We start from the raw sequence: 19365 nt of genomic DNA, 5'->3' as shown, positions 1-19365 counted from the left end.
GGCAGAATGGAGGCATGACGGAGCCTGCCCCGCGGCCCAGAGCACGCGATCTCAACCTGGTCATCCGCTACACGATGTGGTCGGTCTTCCGGCTGCGCGACCAGCTTCCCGCCGCCCGCGAGGGCGTGGCCGACGAGGTCGAGGAACTGCTCGCGCAGGCGGCGGGCAAGGACGTGACGACCCGAGGCTGCTACGACGTGGCCGGGTTCCGCGCCGACGCCGACTTCATGTTCTGGTGGCACGCCCCCTCGCCCGAGGACCTGCAGGAGACCTACACCCGCTTCCGCCGCACCGCCCTCGGGCGCGCGAGCGAGCCGGTCTGGTCGGCCATGGCCCTGCACCGCCCGGCGGAGTTCAACAAGTCCCACATCCCGGCCTTCCTCGCGGAGGAGGAGCCCAGGGGCTTCGTCTGCGTCTACCCCTTCGTACGGTCCCTGGAGTGGTACCTGCTGGAGGACTCCGAGCGGCGCAGCATGCTCGCCGAGCACGGCAAGATGGCGCGCGAGTACCCCGACGTGCGGTCCAACACCGTCGCCTGCTTCGCGCTCAACGACTACGAGTGGATGCTGGCCTTCGAAGCCGACGAGCTGCACCGCATCGTCGACCTGATGCGCCACCTGCGCGGAGCCGAGGCGAGGCGGCACACCAGGATCGAGATCCCCTTCTACACCGGCACCCGCAAGCCGATCAGCGAACTCGTCGCCGCCCTGCCCTAGCCATCGTCAGCCGGGCCGGCGCCCCGGCCAGGGGCCGGGGGTTCGTTCGGTTCGTCGCTGGCCGCCGGATGCGGCGGCTCGGCGCTTCGAAGAGTTGAAAGCCCGGATCGGCGGCGAGCTTCCGGTCCGCTCATAGCGGCGGCTTATGGCCGCCATCAGCCACGTCTTGGGCCCGTCCTCAGACGTGTCTCCCTGTGGTTTTCTCCTGGGCCGCCGATTCGCATTGACGCCGTCATTTCCTCGCGCCTATTTCGGTACGGAATTCCGCTGCCGGGGGACTCGACGGCTCACGCCCGGGTGAACGCGTCGATCGCGGTCTCCGTCCCGCCGTACGCGGAGGCGGCGGCCATGCCGCTCAGTGCCCCGGGGTCGTCCCCGGCCCGGGAGAGGCCCGGCCGGGCGGGGCCGTGAGGAGGCGGACGGGTCGCGCCGGGGGTGAAGGACGCAAGGGACATTTCGGCGGATCTTGCGCGAAGTGTCGGAAACGGTCTTGGCGGCTCGAAGCCTTTGCCATACTGTGACGAAGGATCGACGTCTATGTGAGGCAGAGTGGCAACCGGGCTGGCACGTTCCAGGGGGCGCCGCCGCAAGAGGCGGGCCCGTTCGCACGTCGTCGAGGTGTCCCTGGGGGTGGCCGCCTTCGCCGTCGGAGCCGTCGCGATCGCCTGGCCGCTGTCGCGTTCCGACGCGGCGCCCGGGCACGTGGTCGCCGCGCCCACGCCGAAGACCTCCCCGGCCGGCGAGCTGACCGTCGCCAGCGTCGACACCGGCAAGAAGGCGCCCGGCAAGCGGGACAAGAAGGCCGCAGAGGAGAAGGCGTCGGGACCGTCGAAGTACACCGACACCAAGGCGGAGGCCTACTTCCGCGGCAGGTGGAAGGACAAGACCGCCAAGCGGGTCAAGGACATCCGCACCGAGGGCGGCTACCTGCGCATCTACACGAACCTGCCGGAGAACGCCGACAACTCCAAGGCCGCGATCACGCTGTGCAAGCGCGGCCTGGAGTACCTGGCCGAGCGGGGGGAGGCCAACCCCGTGGTGTTCGTCCAGTCCAGGTTCGGCGAGAACGGCAATCCCGTCCTCGCCAACGTCCTCGGCCCGGACGACGACGACTGCCGGGTCACCTATCCCAAGCCCAAATAGGCGTCACCCGGCCGGCTGCAGGGTCAGGCAGACGGAGTTGATGCAGTAGCGGTCGTCGGTCGGCGTGGGGTAGCCCTCGCCGTGGAACACGTGCCCGAGGTGCGAGTCGCAGCGGGCGCAGCGGACCTCCACCCGGCGCATGCCGAGCGAGTCGTCCTCGTGCAGGGTCACGGTGTCCGACTCGGACGGCTCGTAGAACGACGGCCAGCCGCAGTGCGACTCGAACTTGGCCTCCGACCGGAACAGCTCCGCCCCGCAGGCGCGGCAGGAGTAGACGCCGACGGTCTTGGTGTCGACGTACTCGCCGCTGAACGGGCGCTCGGTCCCCGCCTGCCGGAGGACCCGGTACTCCTCGGGGGAAAGCTGCGCGCGCCACTCGGCGTCGCTCTTGATGACCTTCTCCATGCTCACCACCCTGCCTTCGGCGGCCCCTCGCGGGGATTACGAACTGAGGAACTCCACGGGCGCCCAGGATCTTCCCGGCACGTGTTCGCGGGTCGGAGCATCCTTTCCCGGGTCTTCCGGCGTCTTCACTGACGAGGGGGTTGATCGCCGTCACCCGCGCGGGGGCGGTCACCCGCACCGCCGTCAGGGCGGCGAAGCACCCGACCCGTGCTGGACGCCGCCGGACGGTGAGAGGAGGCCGCCCACGGGCGGCCGTCGTGGTCCGTCCCGTCGCGTGCGGCGCCGTCCGAACGCGAGCGCGCCGTACGCGACCACGTGCCTGCGCCGAGAGGGCGCGGCCGTGGGAGCGCCCGGTCCGGCCGCCGTCGGCAGCCCGGGACGGACCCCCTCATCCGGGTAGGGTCACCTCCATGGCTTCGCCGTACATCGAGATAGAGGTGGGTGACCGCACGGTCAAGGTCACCAATCCGGACAAGGTCTACTTCCCGGAGATCGGCGCCACCAAGCGCGACCTGGTGGAGTACTACGTGAGCGTGGGGGACGGCGTGCTGCGCGCCCTGCGGGAGCGGCCCACCTACCTCAAGCGGCACCCCGACGGCGTCGGCACCGAGGCGATCTACCAGAAGCGGATGCCCCGCCATCCCGACTGGATCGAGACCGTCACCGTGCGCTTCCCCAGCGGGCGCACGGCCGACGCGTTCTGCCCGACCGAGGTGGCGGCCGTCGCGTGGTGCGCCAACCTCGGCACGATCGACTTCCACCCGTGGCACGCCCGCCGCGCCGACCTCGACCACCCCGACGAACTGCGCATCGACATCGACCCGCAGCCCGGCACCTCCTTCGAGCAGGCCCGTACGGTGGCCTTCACGGCCAAGGAGATCCTCGACGAGCTGGGCATGACGGGCTTCCCCAAGACCTCGGGCAGCCGCGGCATCCACGTGAACGTGCGCATCGAGCCCCGCTGGACCTTCACCGAGGTGCGGTACGCCGCGATCGCCTTCGCCCGCGAGGTCGAGCGGCGCTCGGACCTCGCGACGAGCGCCTGGTGGAAGGAGGAGCGGGGGGAGAAGGTCTTCATCGACTACAACCAGAACGCCCGCGACCGCACGGTGGTGGCCGCCTACTCGGTCCGCGCGCGGCCCGACGCCCGGGTCTCCGCCCCGGTGACGTGGGAGGAGCTGGCCGACTGCGACCCGCGCGACTTCGACATCACGACGATGCCGGAGCGGTTCGCCGCGCTGGGCGACGTGCAGCGGGCGATCGACGACCGGGCCTACGACATCGGCACGCTGCTGGAGTGGTACGACGCCGACGACCGGGGCGACATGCCGTACCCGCCGAACTACCCGAAGATGCCCGGCGAGCCGAGGCGCGTCCAGCCCAGCAAGGCGAGGCCGTCCAGCTGAGCGTGACTCGCCGGGCGACGTTTTTGTCCGCCTGTCTCTGCTCTTGATCGGCTCTTGCATTCTCGCCCGGTGTCCCTGGAGACGGCTGCGGGGATGGTCCTGGCGAGCGCTCGCCGACGGGGGAGCGGGCGCTCGTCCCCGGGCAAGACCGCGCACGGACGAACCTGGAACACCCGAAGAGCCTCGCCCTCGTACCGCTGCCGAGGGCGAGGCCGTTGTGCACAAGAAAGACCGAGCGGGGGGAGACATCCGGATGTGCCTGAGCCGCGGCTGCGGCGAGCCTGACGACGACCACGGGAATCCCGGCCACATCACCTGGACGGATCTGCAGAAGGCCTCCAGGGCTGCGGACATCAGCCCGGCGCAGGCCGCCGACACCATCAGGTCCGGGATGGAAGCCCTCGGCACGCCGCCTTCCCGACGCCCGGCCGTTTTCCCCTGAGTGGAACAGCTGGAAGCCGCCGCTAGACCGATATGTATGGAGAGTGACCAAGTGACGACACCCGTCAAGAGGATCACGATGTCCAAGCCGTTCTGCGCCCTCGCGGGCGTCGGCCCGTACGCCCTCGCCAAGGCCGGCGAGGTGTACGAGGACATGGCCGTCCGCGGCCGCAGGATCGTGAGCAGGATGAGCCGGGAGGCCGCGCAGGAGTTCGAGGAGACCGCGCACGAGCTGGAGGACCTGTCCAGGTCCGCTCGCCAGCAGGAGAGGCAGGAGCGGGAGAGGGAGACCGTCACCCAGACGACCGGCAGGGCCCGCGCCACGACGACGTCCCGGGCCTGACACGGGACCGCGTCCTTCGCACGAGCGAGGCACGCGCCTTGCGGCGACGCCGCCGGCCCGCCCCGGAACCGGCCGAGCCGCTCGTGGCCCCGCCCTCTCCGGAGGGCGGGGCCACATGGCACCTCAGCGCGTACGCGGCCACCCGGCGTCGTAGCGGTAGCCCAGCTTCTCGATGTCCAGGACGGCCGCGACCGGATCCCGGTAGCGGGGCAGGCGGCTGTCCTCGGTGACGTCCCCGTACGCCGACCGCACCGGGGATTCGGGATGGCGCGAGCGCCACATGTGCCACAGCAGGTCGCCGAAGCAGGCGACGACCCAGTACAGGGGGTCGTTCGGGGCGACGGGCTGGGCCAGATCCCCTCCGATGCCCATCTGCACCGCGCCGATGTGGATTTCCAGCTGCATGTTGAACACCTGAAAGTCCGGATTTTTCAGCATGTTCGCGATGAGATCGGGCGAGGCCCATGGAGGGATCTTCCCGCCGTCGGCGTAGGAACGCCGGAGCGGATGGATCCGCGGGATTGTGGCGGTCCATCCGGCGAACGCGCCGTCGAGCACGGCCTGATCGTGCTTCGCGCTGCCGTTTCCGCCGAAATACGCCTTCGACAGCACCGTCGAGCGCTCCGGCGCCCGGCCGTCGAGAGGCCAGTCCCAGTACGGCACGGACACGGCCGGATCGACGCGCCGGAGCTCCCGCTCGAAGTGCAGGAGATATCTGCGCTGCCACGGCAGGAAGAAGCCGTTGGCGTGGGTGGCCGCGAAGTCGTCCGCGTACGTCTTGACCAGCGCGTCGTAGGTCCCCCGCGCCTTGAGCGCGCGCACCGCGCGGGCGAACGCCTCCCACTGCGCCGTGCTCATGTCGCCGACCCGCCGGCGGGCCGGGGGCCGGGCCGGTTCCGCGTGCGCCGCCGTCCCGCGCGCCCCGAACGCGATCGCCGCCGTGCCCCACACCGCCGACGCCAGCATCTCCCGTCTGCTCGGTCCGCGCATCTGTCCGCCCCCCGTGTCACCGGATTCCGTGGCCTGTTCCGACCGGCGGAAAGATTAGAACGGCGAAGCCGCAGGGACGCTGCATTTGGCGCCGTGTCGGCCGTGAGACGGACGGGCCGTGGGCGGCGGGCAAGACGGGAGGCGAGCGGCGGAGGAGGCGTCCTGGGGCGTCCTGGAGGCGTCCCGGGGGCGTCGCGGCGGTGTTGTCGGTGTGGTGTGCCACTGTAGGAAGCGTGCGCCGCATCCACCCCTACGCCGAGGACGAGCCGGACATCCCCGCCGCCTACGCCTACCCGCGCGACCACTGGCTGCGCCTCAACATGGTGGCCAGCGCCGACGGCGCGGCCTGGGCCGAGGGCCATTCGGAGGGCCTGTCCGGCCGGGCCGACAAGCGGATCTTCGGACTGCTGCGCGGCCTGGCCGACGTGGTGCTGGCCGGCGCCGCCACCGTCCGCACGGAGGGATACCGCCCGGCCCGCCCGCGCGAGTCGTGGCGGGCGCTGCGGGAGGGCAGGCCCCCGGCGCCGCCCATCGCCGTCGTCACCCGCCGCCTCGACCTCGACCTCGGCAGCACGCTGTTCACCGAGGCGGAGCCGTACGCCCGGACGATCGTGATCACCACGGAGTCGGCGCCGAAGGACCGCCGCGACGAGGCGGCCGCGCGGGCCGACCTGATCGTCGCGGGCGACGAGCGGGTCGATCTCGCGAGGGCCGTGGGCGAGCTGCGCGACCGGGGGCTCGGCCGCGTCCTGTGCGAGGGCGGCCCCCGGGTGAACGCGCAGCTGGCCGCCGCCGGCCTGGTCGACGAGCTGGCGCTGACCGTGAGCCCGCTGCTGATCGGCGGCGACGCGGCGCGCATACTGGACGGCGTCGCATCGCACACGCCGCTGACCCTCGCCCAGGTGCTCGAAGAGGACGGCTTCCTCTTCTGCCGCTACATCAGGGAGGCGCAGGATGAAGCTTCCGGTTGAGCCGGAGATCCCCGACCTGGATCTGCCGGTCGTGCCGCCGGTCGCGCCGATGCTCGCCAAGGCCGTCAAGGGGCTGCCGAAGCAGGACGGCACGCTCTACTACGAGCCGAAGTGGGACGGCTTCCGCTGCATCGTCTTCCGCGACGGCGACGAGGTGTTCCTGGGCAGCAGGAACGAGCGGCCCTTCACGCGCTACTTCCCCGAGCTGGTCGAGGCCGTCAGGCGGGAGCTGCCGCCCAAGTGCGTCGTGGACGGCGAGATCGTGCTGATCAGGGGGCAGTCGCTCGACTTCGACGCGCTGCAGCAGCGCATCCATCCCGCGCAGTCCCGGGTGCGGCTGCTGGCGGAGAACACGCCCGCGTCCTTCGTCGCCTTCGACCTGCTCGCCACCGCGACGGAGGACCTCATGGAGGCGCCGTTCTCGGAGCGGAGGGCCCGGCTGGAGGAGGCGCTGGCGGGCACGGGCCGGTCCGTGCGGCTCACGCCGGTCACCCAGGACGAGAGCCGGGCCGCCGAGTGGTTCGACGCGTTCGAGGGCGCCGGTCTCGACGGCATCGTCGTCAAGCCGGGCGACCAGCCCTACACGCCGGACAAGCGCGTGATGTTCAAGGTCAAGCACGAGCGGACGGCCGACTGCGTGGTGGCGGGCTACCGCGAGCACAAGTCGGGGCCGATCGTCGGCTCGCTGCTGCTCGGGCTCTACTCGCCGGACGGCCGCCTGCACCACGTCGGCGTCGCGGCGTCGTTCCCGATGAAGCGGCGCGAGGAGCTCGTCGAGGAGCTCGCGCCCTACCGGGTGGAGGATCTGAGCGAGCATCCGTGGGGACACTGGGCCGAGGTCGCGGCGGGCGGCGCCGAGGGCCAGCGCCTGCCCGGCGCGGTGTCGCGGTGGAACGCCAAGAAGGACCTGTCGTTCATCCCGCTGCGGCCGGAACGGGTGATCGAGGTGGCCTACGACCACATGGAGGGCGACCGGTTCCGGCACACCGCGCAGTTCCGCCGCTGGCGCCCGGACCGCACCCCCGCGTCCTGCACCTACGAACAGCTCGAACGCCCGGTGAGCTACGACCTCGACAAGATCCTCGCCCGCTGACCGGCCGGGCCGTCAGCCGCGGCTCGCCCGGCCTTCGTCAGCCGCCGCCGCAGATCAGGACCCGCATGGACCGGTCGGCCAGGCAGACCTTGGCCCCGGGGGGCAGGGTCTCCTCGGCGTACGGGTCGTCGCGGACGTCCTCGTCGGCGGTGTCGAGGACGGGACGCCAGGCGGCCCCCAGCTCCGGGCCGGGCAGGGCGAACGTCAGGTTCTCGTGGTGCGCGTTGATCAGCAGCAGGAACGTCTCGTCCCTGATCCGTTCACCGCGCGGGCCGGGCTCGCTGATCGCTTCGCCGTTGACGTACACCGCCAGCGACTTCGCGTAGCCCGTGTGCCAGTCAGCGTCGGTCATCTCGGTGCCGGACGGCGTGAGCCAGATGACGTCCCTGCTGCCGTCCCCGACCGTGCGGCCCTGGAAGAACCGGCGCCGGCGGAAGACGGGATGCGCCCGCCGTAACGCGGCCAGGCGGCGGACGAACTCGAGCAGGTCGCCCTCCTGCCGGACCAGCGACCAGTCGATCCAGGAGATCTCGTTGTCCTGGCAGTAGGCGTTGTTGTTGCCGTGCTGGGTGCGGCCGAACTCGTCGCCCGCCAGCAGCATCGGCACGCCCTGGGACACGAACAGCGTGGTGAGGAGGTTGCGCCGCTGCCGCCGGCGCAGCCGTACGATGGCGGGATCCTCCACCGGGCCCTCGGCGCCGCAGTTCCAGGAGCGGTTGTCGTCCGTGCCGTCGCGGTTGCCCTCGCCGTTGGCCTCGTTGTGCTTGTGGTCGTACGACACGAGATCGGTGAGGGTGAACCCGTCGTGGGCGGTCACGAAGTTGATCGAGGCGACCGGGCGGCGGCCGCTGGTGGCGTACAGGTCGCTCGACCCGGCCAGGCGCGAGGCGAACTCGGGCAGCGTCTGGGAGGCCCCGCGCCAGAAGTCCCGTACGGAGTCGCGGTATTTGCCGTTCCACTCGGTCCACAACGGCGGGAAGTTGCCGACCTGGTAGCCGCCGGGGCCGACGTCCCACGGCTCGGCGATCAGCTTGACCTGCGAGATCACCGGATCCTGCTGGATGAGGTCGAAGAACGCGCTCAGCCGGTCGACGTCGTGCAGCTCCCGGGCCAGCGCGGCGGCGAGGTCGAAGCGGAAGCCGTCCACGTGCATGTCGAGCACCCAGTAGCGCAGCGAATCCATGATCAGCTGAAGCGCGTGGGGCGAGCGGACGTTCAGCGAGTTGCCGCACCCGGTGTAGTCGAGGTAGTAGCGGCGGTCCTCCTCGCGCAGGCGGTAGTAGGCGACGTTGTCGATGCCGCGGAAGCCCAGCGTGGGGCCCATGTGGTCGCCCTCGGCGGTGTGGTTGTAGACGACGTCGAGGATCACCTCGATGCCCGCCTCGTGCAGGGCGCGCACCATCGCCTTGAACTCCTGGACCTGCTCGCCGCGCTGCCCGGAGCTGGCGTACGCGTTGTGCGGCGCCATGTAGGCGATCGTGTTGTAGCCCCAGTAGTTGGTCAGCCCCCGGGCGACCAGGAAGTGCTCCGGCACGAACTGGTGGACGGGCATGAGCTCGACCGCCGTCACGCCGATCGACTGGAGGTGGTCGATGACCGCCGGGTGCGCGAGCCCCGCGTAGGTGCCCCGCTGCGCCTCGGGGACGGCGGGATGGCGCATGGTCAGGCCCCGAACGTGCGCCTCGTAGATCACCGTCTCGTGGTAGGGCGTGCGCGGCGGCCGGTCGTTGCCCCACTCGAAGAACGGGTTCACGACCACGTTCTTCGGCATGTACGGCGCGGAGTCCTCGGTGTTGAGCCGCGCGGGGTCGGCGAAGTGGTAGGAGAACAGCGACTCGTTCCACCGCACCGAGCCCTCGATCGCCTTGGCGTAGGGGTCGAGCAGCAGCTTGGACGGGTTGCACCGGTGCCCGTGGTCGGGCCGGTAGGGCCCGTGGACGCGGAAGCCGTACCGCTGGCCGGGCATGATCCCCGGCACGTAGCCGTGCCAGACGAACCCGTCGACCTCGGGCAGGTCGACGCGGGTCTCTCCGCCTCTGTCGTCGTACAGGCACAGCTCGACCCGCTCGGCCACCTCTGAGAACACCGAGAAGTTGGTGCCCACACCATCCCAGGTGGCGCCGAGCGGGTAGGGCTCTCCAGGCCAAACCTCGCGCATGTAACCTCATTCTCCACTGCCCGGGCGAATCGTGCACCCGCGAGGACCCCTACTTCCGAACGGGAACGCGGGAGCCCCCGCCGGACCGGGTCCGGCGGGGGCTCCCGCTGGTGCTCAGCCGACGAGTTCGGCGTTCAGGGTGATCGTCGTTCCGGCGAGCGCCTTGCTCACCGGGCAGTTCGCCTTCGCCGTCTCGGCGGCCTGCTGGAAGTCCTCGGCCGAGATGCCGGGCACCTGCCCGCGGACGGAGATCACGATGCCGGTGATGCCCTCACCCGGTTGGAAGGTCACGTCCGCCCGGGTCTCCAGCGACTGCGGCGGCGTGCCGGCCTTGGCCAGGCCGTTGGACAGGGCCATCGAGAAGCACGAGGAGTGGGCGGCGGCGATCAGCTCCTCCGGGCTCGTCTTGCCGTTGGCCTCCTCAGCCCGAGAGGGCCAGGAGACGTCGAAGGTGCCGACCCCGGAGGAGTCGAGCGAAACGGTGCCCGAACCGTCGAGCAGCGCGCCCTTCCACTGCGTCGTCGCGGTACGAGTGGTCGCCATGGCGACTTCCCTTCACTAGCGAGTCTTAATCCGTCAGCAGCGACCTTAACGCCGCCGCCGACGCGATGGGCTCACCGGCATGGCGGGGCGGCTCACGCCGGCGCCGCGCGCTCCAGGATCGCCTCCAGGTCGAGGCCGGACGGCAGCGTGCCGAAGGCGCGCCCCCAGTCGCCGGACAGGCGCGACGCGCAGAACGCGTCGGCCACCGCGGCGGGGGCGTGCCGTACGAGCAGGGACGCCTGCAGGACCAGCGTCATCTCCTCGGCCACCCGGCGCGCGTCGGCCTCTCCCGCCGAGGCGAGCCTCTTCAGCGCCTGCTCGGCCGCGTCGGCGACCCGCCTGTCCTGGGCCAGCGCCACCTCGGCGAAGAACGCCTCGACCGCCTCCGGCTCCTTGGCCATCACGCGCATCAAGTCGAGGGCGGCCACGTTGCCCGAGCCCTCCCAGATGCCGTTCAGCGGCGACTCCCGGAACAGCCGGGGCATCTGCGACTCCTCGACGTACCCGTTGCCGCCGAGGCACTCCAGCGCCTCGGCCGCGTGCACCGGCGCCCGCTTGCACACCCAGTATTTGCCGGCGGCGAGGGCGGCCCGGCGGAACAGGCCCTCGGCCGCGTCGCCCCCGATGGCCCGGTCGGTCGCCCCGGCCAGGCGCATCATGAGCGTGGTCGCCGCCTCCGACTCCAGGGCCAGATCGGCGAGGACCGCGCGCATCAGCGGCTGCTCGGCCAGCGTCCGCCCGAAAGCCTCGCGGTGGCGGGCGTGGTGGAGCGCCTGCGTCAGGCCGTACCGCATGCCGGCGGCCGAGCCGATCACGCAGTCGAGCCTGGTCATGTTCACCATCTCGATGATCGTCCGGACTCCCCGGCCCTCCTCGCCGACGAGATAGGCGACGGCGCCCTCGTACTCGACCTCGGCCGAGGCGTTCGACCGGTTGCCGAGCTTGTCCTTCAGCCGCATCAGGCGCACCGCGTTGCGGGTGCCGTCGGGCAGCACGCGGGGGAGCAGGAAGCACGACAGCCCGCCCGGAGCCTGCGCCAGCACCAGGAACACGTCGCACATCGGGGCGGAGTTGAACCACTTGTGGCCGGTCAGGGCGAAGCTCCCGTCGCCCAGCGGCTCCGCCCTGGTGGTGTTGGCCCGCACGTCGGAGCCGCCCTGCTTCTCGGTCATGGCCATTCCGGCCAGCACGCCGCGCTTGTCCTGCGGAGGGCGCAGCCCGAAGTCGTACGTGCGGGAGGCCAGCAGCGGCTCCCACTCCGCCCGCAGCGACGGCGAGTGCCGCAGCGCGGCCACGGCGGCGTACGTCATGGAGATCGGGCAGCCGTGCCCGGCCTCGACCTGGGACCATGTGAAGAACTTGGCGGCCCTGGCGACGTGCGCACCCGGCCGGGCCGAGGTCCAGGGCGCGGCGTGCGCGCCGCTCTCGACCGCGACCGTCATGAGCTCGTGCCAGGCCGGGTGGAACTCGACCTCGTCGATCCTGTTGCCGTACCGGTCGTGGGTCCGCAGGACGGGCGGGTGCTCGTTGGCCAGCCGCCCCCACTCCTGCGCCTTCGCCGAACCGGCCAGCAGGCCGAGCTGGCGCAGCTCCCCGGTCGCCCAGTCCGCCCCCTCCCTGACGAGCCCCTCCAGCAGCGCCTGGTCGGCCGCGACGTCGTGGCCGGTCAGCGGGGGCACCTGGTTGGTCACGTCGTGGGTCACTGGGTCCTCCTGTGGTCGATGCCGGGACTCGTCCATACCGGGACGTCCACGATGCCGGGACTCCATCTCAACATCTCGGGCGGCCGCGACAAACACCGGGCGAAGAACGGTCAGGCGCCCGAAATCTCCAGTCCGAGCTCCTGGGCCGCCTCCAGGGCGAGGTCACGCGCGTAGTCCTGGTCGGCGCCCGCCTCGCACAGCACCCGGTGGACGCCCTCGATGGCGCGCCGGTCGCCGCGCCCGGCCAGGCCCCGCGCGGCCTCGGCCACCGTCGTCAGATCGCGGTCGGTCAGCCGGGTGACCAGGGCGTCCCTGATGGCGGCGGTGTCGGCGGGCAGCCCCGCGATGCCCATCGTGGCCCAGTCGCGCACCTCGTCGTCGGCGCACCGGCTCAGCCGGATCAGCGTGGTCAGCCCGTCCTCGTCGTCCGGGGGCAGGACCGCGGCGAGCGCGATGGGGTCGTGGACGGTGGGCTCCCGGCCGGGACTGTTGACGATCATGAGCACCTCGGGGAACGCCCGTTCGTCGGCCTGGTGGCCGAACGCGTGGAGCAGCGCCTCGACGACCGCGGGCTCGGTCTCGCGCCGGGCCATGTCGCGCAGGATCTCCAGAACGCGGTCCCGGTAGGGGTCGTGCCCCCCGCCCCGGCCGGCCCGCGTCTCCTTGCCGAAACCCGCCTGCTTGCCGAAACCCGCCTGCTTGCCGAAGCCCGTCTCCTGGCCGAACTCCGCGAGCACGTCGACGCCGAACTCCCGCTCCACCGGGTCGTCGCTCTCGCACAGCCCGGCCAGCGCCAGGAACGTCTCCTCGTCGTGACGGGACTGGAGCGCGTGGACGGCCGCCCACCACGTCTCGTCGTCCTCGTCCAGTTCGCGGTAGGGCAGCGCGCGCCTGAGCAGCACGTCCGCGGGGGGCCGCAGGCCGAGAGCCGCCTCCAGGGCCGTCGCGACGGCGGCGTGCCCGTGCTGGCGGGTGATCGAGTAGTCGCCGTCGGGGCCGCGCGCCTCGACCGTGACCCGCCGGGTGCCGTCCGGAGCGGCGGCGTGGACCACCAGCACCGTGTGCTCGCCCTCCACCCTGGCGGAGACCTCCTCGCGCAACACGGCTTCGAGATCCACCGACGCCAGCCGCGCGGCGATCTCCAGCGGGGTCGCGCCGTCCCAGCCCGGCGCGGACGGGTCGGCGCCGTGCTCCAGCAGGGACCAGACGATCCCGTACGCCCCGAAGATCGCGGCCAGCGTGAGCGGGGTGTCGCCGTCGTCGTCGGCCCGGCCGGGATCGGCCCCGGCGTCGAGCAGGATGTCGGCCGACTCCAGGTTGCCGTTGGCCGCGGCCCACAGCAGGGCCGTCCAGCCGCCCTTCTCCGCCGCGTCGGGGTCGGCGCCGCCGTCGAGCAGCGCCTGCACGGTCTCGGCGTGGTCCCAGCACGCCGCAGCGCAGAGCGGAAGGCCCTCCTCGTGGCCCCCGCTCGGCTGGTCCGGGTCGGCGCCGTATTCCAGGAGCAGCCTGACGATGTCGTGGTGACCGCCGACGGCCGCCCGATAGAGCGGCGTCGTCCCCTGAGCGGGGTTCACGGCGGTGTCCGGGTGCAGCATCGCCGCCACCCGCGCGACGTCCCCTCCCGCTATCGCCTCCAGCAACCTGCTGCGGGTCACGTTTCCATGCTCACACAGCCCCGTCCTGGCCTCGTCCGCAGGGATCGTCTCCGGATCGTCTCCCAGGATCGTCTCCCAGGATCGTCTCCCAGGATCGTTCCCAGGGAGGAGGGAGAGCGGGGCCGGGCGGGATACGGTGAAGGGCGTGAACGATCCGGGTGGTATGCGGGCATCCGACGCCGAACGCGAGTCCGTGGTGGAACAGCTGCGCGTGGCGTCCGCGGAGGGGCGGCTGACCCTCGCGGAACTGACCGAGCGGACCGAGGCCGCCTATCTGGCGCAGACCCACGGCGAGCTCGCCCAGATCACCGCCGACCTGCCGGGCGCCGCCCCGGCTCCCGGGCCCGCGCCCGCCGTGCCTGCCGCCCCGCAGGGCAGGATGCGCAAGTGGGTCGTGGCGGTGATGGGCGACGCCAAGAGGACCGGCTCGTGGCGGATCGACGACGGCATCGGCGCGGTCTGCGTGATGGGCGACGTGGTCCTCGACCTGCGCCAGGCCGAGGTGCGCGGGCGTGAGGTGGACATCGTCGCCACGTGCGTGATGGGCGACGTGAAGATCATCGTGCCGGACGGCGTCGACGTGGAGCTCTCCGGCGTCACGATCATGGGGGACAAGAAGGTCCAGGTGGTCGAGGCGCCGCGCGGCCAGTCCGCCCCCGTCGTCAAGGTCACGGCGTACGTGCTGATGGGCGACGTGAAGATCATCGGCGACTCCCGGGCCGAGCCGATCAAGCGCGGCTGGTTCGCCTGGAGCGAGTGGTGGCAGGAGCGCCGTCAGCGCCCGGGCTACGGCGGATACGACATCCCCGACCGCCGTCACCGCGGCCTGCACTGATCGGGCCCACCGAGGCGGGCGGCGCCGCCGGTCGCCGGCCGGACGGCCGGACGAGGCAACGGCGGGGCGTTCCCAGGGCGTAGTCATCGGTGACCGTTCACCGATGGATCACCGAGAACCTGGGGGCCGCACATGCGCGACCGGGCCGACTTCGAGCGCTACGTCGAGCAGCGCTCGGACCGACTGCTGCGGACGGCCTACCTGCTCTGCCGCGACTGGGCCACCGCGGAGGACCTGCTCCAGACGGCGCTGGCCAAGGCATGGCTCGCCTGGCGCAGGGTCGGCGAGAACCCCGACCCGTACGTCTACCGCATCCTGGCCAACACCCACGCCTCCTGGTGGCGCAGGCGCTGGCGGGGCGAGCGGCCCACCGAGGTGCTGCCGGAACCGGCCGTCGGCGACTGCGCCGACCTGCTCGGCGCCCGCGACGCCGTACGGCAGGCCCTCACCTGCCTGCCGCCGAAACAGCGCGCCGTGATCGTGCTGCGCTACTTCGCCGACCTGGGTGACGCCCAGATCGCGGAGATCCTCGGCTGCTCGGTCGCCACCGTGCGGAGCCAGGCGAGCAGGGCCCTGGCCCGGCTGCGCGCCGATTCCGCCGCCCGCGCCGCGATGAGCCTGGAGGGCTGACATGACGATGACCGACGACGATCTGCGTGACCTGCTCGCCCGGGACGCCTCCGAGGGCAGGGGCGCGGGCGTCACCGTGGCCGACGTCGACCGGCGGGTGCGGCGCATCCGCCGCCGTCGCGGCGCGGCGGGAGCGGCGCTGGCCGCCGGCCTTGCGGCCGTGGTCATGGCGGCCACCGCGCCGCGCACGGTCACGATCGCACCGGCCGGCGGTCCGGACGCCGCCGCCATGGCCCGCCCTTCGCTCACCCCGGGGGTGTCGTACCTCGCGGGGCAGCGGGTGTTCCTCGACAAGGAGATCGAGACGGGCGGACGCGTCCTGCGGTTCCCCTACACGGGCATCAGCGAGTCGGTGAACGTGGAGGTCGACTGCCGTGAGCCGTCCTACGGGTTCGTCTGGCTGAACGGCCGGCTGGAGGCCCAGGGCGTCTGCGGCGTCCAGAGCGACCAGGTCGACCACCTGATCTCGTGGATCGACGAGTCCGGCAGGGACCTGACGGGAGCCAACGAGGTGGCCGTGGCGCTGGTGCCGGTCGGGCGGGTGGCGGTGGACGGCGAACCCGGGGCACCGGTTCCCGCGCTCGGCGAGCAGGAGGCCGAGCGGGTCGTCGGCGAGACCGGCGAGTATCGCACCCGCGCCCGGGTGACGATCCGGGAGGCGTGGCTGCTGGCCGTGGCGCCGACGCCCATCAACTGTGACAGGGACATCGTGATCCGCAAGCCGAACGGGCAGGAGATCCTGTCGTCCGCGTGCGACCGGCCGTCGTTCCCCGCCGAGTAGGTCAGGCGGCCGCGGCCGCGGCGCGTACGGCCTCCGCGTGGCGCTCGAGCAGGAGCGCGACCAGTTCGGGGGCGGGGCCGAGGACGCCGGCGACGGCGTGCGCCCCGGCCTCCAGGGTGTCGCGCTCCACCACGTCGGCGAAGTGGCCGGGGGCCAGCAGGTAAGGCGCCACCACGACCTTCGGGGCGCCCGCGCGCGTCAGTCGTACGACCTCGTCCCGGGGCGTGGGCGCGGCGGCCGAGGCGTAGGCGGCGGTGACCGACCACCAGGGCCGGGTGCGCGCCCACTCGCGGGCGACGGCGGCGATCGTCGCGTTCGCCCGGCGGTCGCTGGAACCGGCCGAGACGAGCACCACGGCGGTGTCCGGGTCGCCGATCTCCACGCCGGCCTCGGCGAGGCGGCGTTCGAGGGCCCGGACGAGCAACGGGTGCGGGCCGAGCGTGGCGCCGCAGACGGCCCGCAGCCGCGGCGTGCGGCCGGCCGCCTCCCGCAGCGCCGCCGGGATGTCCACCCGGCTGTGGTAGGCGGCGGTGAGCAGCAGGGGGAGCACGACGGCCTCGTCCAGGCCCGACAGCGCCTGCGGCAGCGACGGCGTGGCGTGGTCGAGATAGGCGGCGCGCACGTCCAGGCCGGGCCGCGCCAGCCGTACGCCGTCGAGCAGCGCCTCCACGGTCGCGGCGGCGCGCGGGTCGCGGGACCCGTGCGCCACCGCGATCAGCGGCGCGCCTGCGTGCGGGACGGTCGTCACAGGTGGATGCCGCACTCGATCTTGCCGAGACCGGCCCAGCGGCCGCTGCGCGGGTCCTCACCCGGCGCCACGCGGCGGGTGCAGGGGGCGCAGCCGATCGAGGGGTAGTCGTCGTAGTGCAGCGGGTTGATCAGGACGCCGTTGTCGGCGATGTAGTTGTCCACGTCCTCCTGGGTCCACCGGGCGATCGGGTTGACCTTCACCATCTGCCGCTTGGCGTCCCACTCCACGACCTTGGTGTTCGCCCTGGTGGGCGACTCGTCGCGGCGGATGCCCGACACCCAGGCGAGGTACGGCTCGAGCGCCCGGTTGAGCGGCTCGACCTTGCGCAGGTAGCAGCACAGGTCGGGGTTGCGCCCGTACAGGCGCGGCCCCAGGTCGCGGTCCTGCTCCTCGACGGTCCTGGACGGCTTCACGTTGATCACGTTGACCTTGTAGACCGCCTCGACCGCGTCCCGCGTGCCGATGGTCTCGGCGAAGTGGTAGCCCGTGTCGATGAACAGCACGTCGACGCCGGGCTTGACCCTGCTGACCAGGTCGATCAGCAGGGCGTCGCTCATCGACGAGGTGAGACAGAGGCGGTCGCCGAAGGTGGCCGCGGCCCACCGGATGATCTCCCGGGCGGGCGCGTCCTCAAGGAAGCGCGCCGCGGACTCCACGATTCCCTGGAGGTCCAGCGTCACCCGCTGCCGCTCCAGCCCTGCCTCTATCTCCGCCACCGACATCGGTACTCCTCACACGTCGTTCATTGGTTCATCGGATGATTGGATGAAAGCCCTCGGGGATCACGAACGCACGCCGAGGCCGAGGAATTTCACCCGGAAGGCACGGGCACAGGACCTGCAGTACCATCCGTGGCTCTCCTCCTCGGTCACGTAGGGCTCCAGGTCCTCCTCGCCGCAGTACGGGCAGTAGAACGGCGCGGCCCTCTCGGTGCTCATTGACTCGCTCCGCTCGCCGGCCTCGGGCGCTTTTGTGGTGGCGCTTGCCTCGTCTCGCTCTGGTCGCTTCGCTCCCGCGCGCTCCTCAGTCCAGACGCCACCGCGCCCTCGGTGCTCATTTCAGGTCGGCCTCGTCGGCGCGCTGGACCCACTCGGCGAAGGTCTCGCCGTCGTTCTTCTGCTTCTCGAAGTTGCGCACGACCCGCTCCACGTAGTCGGGCAGCTCCTCGGCCGTGGCCTTGAGCCCGCGCACCTTCCGGCCGAAGCTCGGGTTGAGCCCGACCGAGCCGCCCAGGTGGACCTGGTAGCCCTCGACCTGCTCGCCCTTGTCGTTGACCACGAGCTGGCCCTTCAGGCCGATGTCGGCGACCTGGATACGGGCGCAGGAGTTGGGGCAGCCGTTGACGTTGATGGTCAGCGGCTCGGCGAAGTCCGGCAGGCGCCGCTCCAGCTCGTCGATCAGTGCCGACGCGGTCGCCTTGGTCTCGACGATCGCGAGCTTGCAGTACTCGATGCCGGTGCAGGCCATCGTCTGACGGCGGAAGGTGGACGGGTTGACCCGCAGGTCGGCCGCCTCAAGCTCCGACACGATCGACTCCACCTTGTCCGGGGCGACGTCGAGGATGACCATCTTCTGCTCGACCGTCGTGTGGACCCGGCCGGACCCGTGCCGCTCGGCGATGTCGGCGATGCGGTGCAGGGTGTCGCCGTCCAGGCGGCCCACCCGGGGGGCGAAGCCGACGTAGAAGTTGCCGTCCCGCTGCGGGTGGACGCCCACGTGGTCGCGTCGGCCGCTGCGCGGCGTCTGCGGGGCCGGGCCGTCCGGCAGGGCGTACTTGAGGTACTCGGTCTCGAGGACCTGACGGAACTTCTCCGCGCCCCAGTCGTTGACAAGGAACTTGATCCGCGCCCGGTGCCGCAGGCGGCGGTAGCCGTAGTCGCGGAAGATCCCCGCCACCCCGGCCCACACCTCGTGGACCTGCTCGGGCCGGACGAACGCGCCGAGCCGCTTGGCGAACATCGGGTTGGTCGACAGGCCGCCGCCCACCCAGACGTCGAAGCCGCGCTCGCCCTGCTCGTTCACCACGCCGACGAACGCGACGTCGTTGATCTCATGGACCGTGCAGTGGGCCGGGCAGCCGCTGACCGCGGTCTTGAACTTGCGCGGCAGGTTCGAGAACGCCTTGTCCCCGATGTAGCGGTCGTAGATCTCGCGGATCTGTTCCGTGCCGTCGATCACCTCGTCGGCGTCGATCCCGGCCAGGGGGCAGCCGAGAATGACACGAGGGGTGTCGCCGCACGCCTCGGTGGTCGACAGGCCGACCGCCTCCAGCCGTCGCCAGATGTCCGGGACGGACTCGATGGCGATCCAGTGGAGCTGGATGTTCTGGCGGTCGGTGACGTCGGCGGTGCCCCTGGCGTACTCGTTGGAGATGTCCGCGATCACCCGGAGCTGCTCCAGGCTGAGCCGGCCGCCGTCGATGCGGACGCGCAGCATGAAGTAGCGGTCGTCCAGCTCCTCGGGCTCCAGGATCGCGGTCTTGCCGCCGTCGATGCCGGGCTTGCGCTGGGTGTACAGGCCGAACCAGCGGAAACGGCCGCGCAGGTCGGCGGGGTCGATCGAGTCGAAGCCGCCCTTCGAGTAGATGTCGATGATCCGCTGACGGACGTTCAGCCCGTCGTCGGCCTTCTTGTTCTCCTCGTTCTTGTTCAGCGGCTCACGGTAACCGAGAGCCCACTGACCTTCGCCGCGCGGGCGCTTGTGGTGGCGGTTCGCCGGGCGGGCCGGGGTGCTCATGGGCACACGTCCTTCTCCGAGGCTCGGTCTGAGATCGGGTTTCGGCGGACACCGGCGCAGGCGGC

The 19365-nt window shown here is 71.8% G+C and carries 20 protein-coding genes; 9 read left to right on the top strand and 11 right to left on the bottom strand.

From position 1 onward, the window contains the following. The first annotated feature begins 14 nt into the window (after positions 1 to 14). The gene (gene hemQ, locus ABZ860_RS24275; protein WP_357224063.1) at positions 15 to 716 is read left to right on the top strand and encodes a hydrogen peroxide-dependent heme synthase; all 702 of its coding nucleotides are present in this window, start codon (positions 15 to 17) and stop codon (positions 714 to 716) included. A 287-nt stretch (positions 717 to 1003) separates the two neighbouring features. On the opposite strand, the gene ABZ860_RS24270 is transcribed toward hemQ, so the two are convergent. After that, positions 1004 to 1171: a hypothetical protein gene (locus tag ABZ860_RS24270; protein ID WP_357224060.1), complete on the bottom strand. Its 168-nt coding sequence runs from the start codon at positions 1169 to 1171 to the stop codon at positions 1004 to 1006. Positions 1172 to 1265: 94 nt separating this feature from the next. Here ABZ860_RS24270 and ABZ860_RS24265 point away from each other — a divergent pair, with 94 nt between their 5' ends. Further along, complete coding sequence (locus ABZ860_RS24265) at positions 1266 to 1859, top strand: hypothetical protein (RefSeq protein WP_357224057.1); 594 nt, start codon at positions 1266 to 1268, stop codon at positions 1857 to 1859. Between the two features lie 3 nt (positions 1860 to 1862). Here ABZ860_RS24265 and msrB read toward each other — a convergent pair whose 3' ends face one another. Continuing rightward, positions 1863 to 2264 (bottom strand): peptide-methionine (R)-S-oxide reductase MsrB, encoded by a 402-nt coding sequence (gene msrB / locus ABZ860_RS24260; protein WP_357224055.1) that lies wholly within the window; start codon positions 2262 to 2264, stop codon positions 1863 to 1865. A 410-nt stretch (positions 2265 to 2674) separates the two neighbouring features. Here msrB and ligD point away from each other — a divergent pair, with 410 nt between their 5' ends. After that, positions 2675 to 3670, top strand: coding sequence for a non-homologous end-joining DNA ligase (gene ligD, locus ABZ860_RS24255; RefSeq protein WP_357224053.1), 996 nt, complete (start codon positions 2675 to 2677; stop codon positions 3668 to 3670). 493 nt (positions 3671 to 4163) lie between these two features. After that, complete coding sequence (locus ABZ860_RS24250) at positions 4164 to 4454, top strand: hypothetical protein (protein WP_357224051.1); 291 nt, start codon at positions 4164 to 4166, stop codon at positions 4452 to 4454. A 123-nt stretch (positions 4455 to 4577) separates the two neighbouring features. Here ABZ860_RS24250 and ABZ860_RS24245 read toward each other — a convergent pair whose 3' ends face one another. Beyond that, the gene (locus tag ABZ860_RS24245; RefSeq protein WP_357224050.1) at positions 4578 to 5444 is read right to left on the bottom strand and encodes a tyrosinase family protein; all 867 of its coding nucleotides are present in this window, start codon (positions 5442 to 5444) and stop codon (positions 4578 to 4580) included. Between the two features lie 233 nt (positions 5445 to 5677). Here ABZ860_RS24245 and ABZ860_RS24240 point away from each other — a divergent pair, with 233 nt between their 5' ends. Then, complete coding sequence (locus ABZ860_RS24240) at positions 5678 to 6415, top strand: pyrimidine reductase family protein (RefSeq protein ID WP_357224047.1); 738 nt, start codon at positions 5678 to 5680, stop codon at positions 6413 to 6415. Between the two features lie 16 nt (positions 6416 to 6431). Continuing rightward, positions 6432 to 7508, top strand: coding sequence for an ATP-dependent DNA ligase (locus tag ABZ860_RS24235; protein WP_357224106.1), 1077 nt, complete (start codon positions 6432 to 6434; stop codon positions 7506 to 7508). 37 nt (positions 7509 to 7545) lie between these two features. Here the strand turns inward: ABZ860_RS24235 and glgX are convergent, their stop codons facing one another. The 4 genes from glgX to ABZ860_RS24215 all read right to left on the bottom strand — a co-directional run bounded on the left by glgX (position 7546) and on the right by ABZ860_RS24215 (position 13567). Further along, positions 7546 to 9666: a glycogen debranching protein GlgX gene (glgX, locus tag ABZ860_RS24230; RefSeq protein ID WP_357224044.1), complete on the bottom strand. Its 2121-nt coding sequence runs from the start codon at positions 9664 to 9666 to the stop codon at positions 7546 to 7548. A 114-nt stretch (positions 9667 to 9780) separates the two neighbouring features. Continuing rightward, entirely contained in the window at positions 9781 to 10209 is a 429-nt protein-coding gene (locus ABZ860_RS24225) for an OsmC family protein (protein WP_079314144.1), read from the bottom strand. Between the two features lie 92 nt (positions 10210 to 10301). Then, a complete protein-coding gene (locus ABZ860_RS24220) occupies positions 10302 to 11948 on the bottom strand; it encodes an isovaleryl-CoA dehydrogenase (protein ID WP_357224042.1) in 1647 nt (548 codons plus the stop codon). Between the two features lie 74 nt (positions 11949 to 12022). Further along, on the bottom strand, positions 12023 to 13567 hold the full coding sequence (locus ABZ860_RS24215; RefSeq protein WP_357224039.1) for an ankyrin repeat domain-containing protein: 1545 nt from the start codon (positions 13565 to 13567) through the stop codon (positions 12023 to 12025). A gap of 145 nt (positions 13568 to 13712) precedes the next feature. Between ABZ860_RS24215 and ABZ860_RS24210 the strand changes: the two genes are divergently transcribed. From ABZ860_RS24210 to ABZ860_RS24200, 3 genes are all read left to right on the top strand, one after another. Continuing rightward, complete coding sequence (locus ABZ860_RS24210; RefSeq protein ID WP_357224037.1) at positions 13713 to 14402, top strand: DUF1707 domain-containing protein; 690 nt, start codon at positions 13713 to 13715, stop codon at positions 14400 to 14402. A 132-nt stretch (positions 14403 to 14534) separates the two neighbouring features. Next, the gene (locus tag ABZ860_RS24205) at positions 14535 to 15032 is read left to right on the top strand and encodes a SigE family RNA polymerase sigma factor (RefSeq protein WP_357224035.1); all 498 of its coding nucleotides are present in this window, start codon (positions 14535 to 14537) and stop codon (positions 15030 to 15032) included. A gap of 1 nt (position 15033) precedes the next feature. Next, positions 15034 to 15813, top strand: coding sequence for a hypothetical protein (locus ABZ860_RS24200; protein ID WP_357224032.1), 780 nt, complete (start codon positions 15034 to 15036; stop codon positions 15811 to 15813). Position 15814: 1 nt separating this feature from the next. Here the strand turns inward: ABZ860_RS24200 and ABZ860_RS24195 are convergent, their stop codons facing one another. From ABZ860_RS24195 to ABZ860_RS24180, 4 genes are all read right to left on the bottom strand, one after another. Beyond that, the gene (locus tag ABZ860_RS24195) at positions 15815 to 16561 is read right to left on the bottom strand and encodes a sirohydrochlorin chelatase (RefSeq protein WP_357224029.1); all 747 of its coding nucleotides are present in this window, start codon (positions 16559 to 16561) and stop codon (positions 15815 to 15817) included. Further along, positions 16558 to 17286: a phosphoadenylyl-sulfate reductase gene (locus ABZ860_RS24190; protein ID WP_357224026.1), complete on the bottom strand. Its 729-nt coding sequence runs from the start codon at positions 17284 to 17286 to the stop codon at positions 16558 to 16560. The genes ABZ860_RS24195 and ABZ860_RS24190 overlap by 4 nt, the downstream gene beginning before the upstream one ends. A 60-nt stretch (positions 17287 to 17346) precedes the next feature. Continuing rightward, entirely contained in the window at positions 17347 to 17502 is a 156-nt protein-coding gene (locus ABZ860_RS24185; protein WP_142563833.1) for an Insertion element protein, read from the bottom strand. Between the two features lie 115 nt (positions 17503 to 17617). Further along, positions 17618 to 19300, bottom strand: a complete 1683-nt coding sequence (locus tag ABZ860_RS24180; RefSeq protein ID WP_357224023.1) for a nitrite/sulfite reductase — start codon at positions 19298 to 19300, stop codon at positions 17618 to 17620. Positions 19301 to 19365: the final 65 nt, after the last annotated feature.

Source organism: Microbispora sp. NPDC046973 (assembly GCF_040644495.1).
Classification (GTDB): Bacteria; Actinomycetota; Actinomycetes; order Streptosporangiales; family Streptosporangiaceae; genus Microbispora.
The sequence above is the reverse complement of the archived record's forward strand: the minus strand, read 5'-3'. Positions and strand labels throughout refer to the sequence as shown.

Coding starts and splice junctions, on each gene's coding strand:
- ABZ860_RS24200 (WP_357224032.1), top strand. CDS start 15,034: ATGACGATGACCGACGACGATCTGCGTGACCTGCTCGCCCGGGACGCC.
- ligD (WP_357224053.1), top strand. CDS start 2,675: ATGGCTTCGCCGTACATCGAGATAGAGGTGGGTGACCGCACGGTCAAG.
- ABZ860_RS24180 (WP_357224023.1), bottom strand. CDS start 19,300: ATGAGCACCCCGGCCCGCCCGGCGAACCGCCACCACAAGCGCCCGCGC.
- ABZ860_RS24185 (WP_142563833.1), bottom strand. CDS start 17,502: ATGAGCACCGAGAGGGCCGCGCCGTTCTACTGCCCGTACTGCGGCGAG.
- glgX (WP_357224044.1), bottom strand. CDS start 9,666: ATGCGCGAGGTTTGGCCTGGAGAGCCCTACCCGCTCGGCGCCACCTGG.
- msrB (WP_357224055.1), bottom strand. CDS start 2,264: ATGGAGAAGGTCATCAAGAGCGACGCCGAGTGGCGCGCGCAGCTTTCC.
- ABZ860_RS24205 (WP_357224035.1), top strand. CDS start 14,535: ATGCGCGACCGGGCCGACTTCGAGCGCTACGTCGAGCAGCGCTCGGAC.
- ABZ860_RS24220 (WP_357224042.1), bottom strand. CDS start 11,948: ATGGACGAGTCCCGGCATCGACCACAGGAGGACCCAGTGACCCACGAC.
- ABZ860_RS24190 (WP_357224026.1), bottom strand. CDS start 17,286: ATGTCGGTGGCGGAGATAGAGGCAGGGCTGGAGCGGCAGCGGGTGACG.
- ABZ860_RS24225 (WP_079314144.1), bottom strand. CDS start 10,209: ATGGCGACCACTCGTACCGCGACGACGCAGTGGAAGGGCGCGCTGCTC.
- hemQ (WP_357224063.1), top strand. CDS start 15: ATGACGGAGCCTGCCCCGCGGCCCAGAGCACGCGATCTCAACCTGGTC.
- ABZ860_RS24270 (WP_357224060.1), bottom strand. CDS start 1,171: ATGTCCCTTGCGTCCTTCACCCCCGGCGCGACCCGTCCGCCTCCTCAC.
- ABZ860_RS24245 (WP_357224050.1), bottom strand. CDS start 5,444: ATGCGCGGACCGAGCAGACGGGAGATGCTGGCGTCGGCGGTGTGGGGC.